The organism is Nesterenkonia salmonea, from assembly GCF_005771525.1.
Taxonomy (GTDB): Bacteria; Actinomycetota; Actinomycetes; order Actinomycetales; family Micrococcaceae; genus Nesterenkonia; species Nesterenkonia salmonea.
Window position 1 is genome coordinate 1 of record NZ_VAVZ01000136.1, and the last position, 343, is coordinate 343.

A 343-nucleotide genomic window follows, 5' to 3' on the forward strand; every position below is an offset into this window, starting at 1 on the left:
TGGTGACCATCTTGACCCCAGTCAGCCCGCGGGCGACCAGGTCAGCGAAGAACGTGTTCCACGCCGCAGCGGTCTCGGCGGTGGCTACCCGCAGTCCCAGGACTTCGCGGTGGCCATCAGCGTTGACCCCGGTGGCCACCAGCACCACCGCGTTGATCACCCGTCCGCCTTCCCGGACCTTCATCGTCAGCGCGTCAGCGGCCACGAAGGTGAACGGGCCCGCGGCATCCAACGGCCGGGTCCGGAAGTCAGCGACGTGCTCATCGAGGTCCTCAGCCATGCGTGAGACTTGTGATTTCGACAGCGAGTCGATGCCCAGCTGCTTGACCAGCTTGTCCATCCG

The 343-nt window shown here is 65.9% G+C and carries 1 protein-coding gene; it reads right to left on the reverse strand.

The genetic code is table 11. The features are described 5' to 3' along the window. Positions 1-343 (reverse strand): transposase (locus FEF26_RS15600; protein WP_208012974.1); only part of this gene is annotated, 343 nt, incomplete at both ends.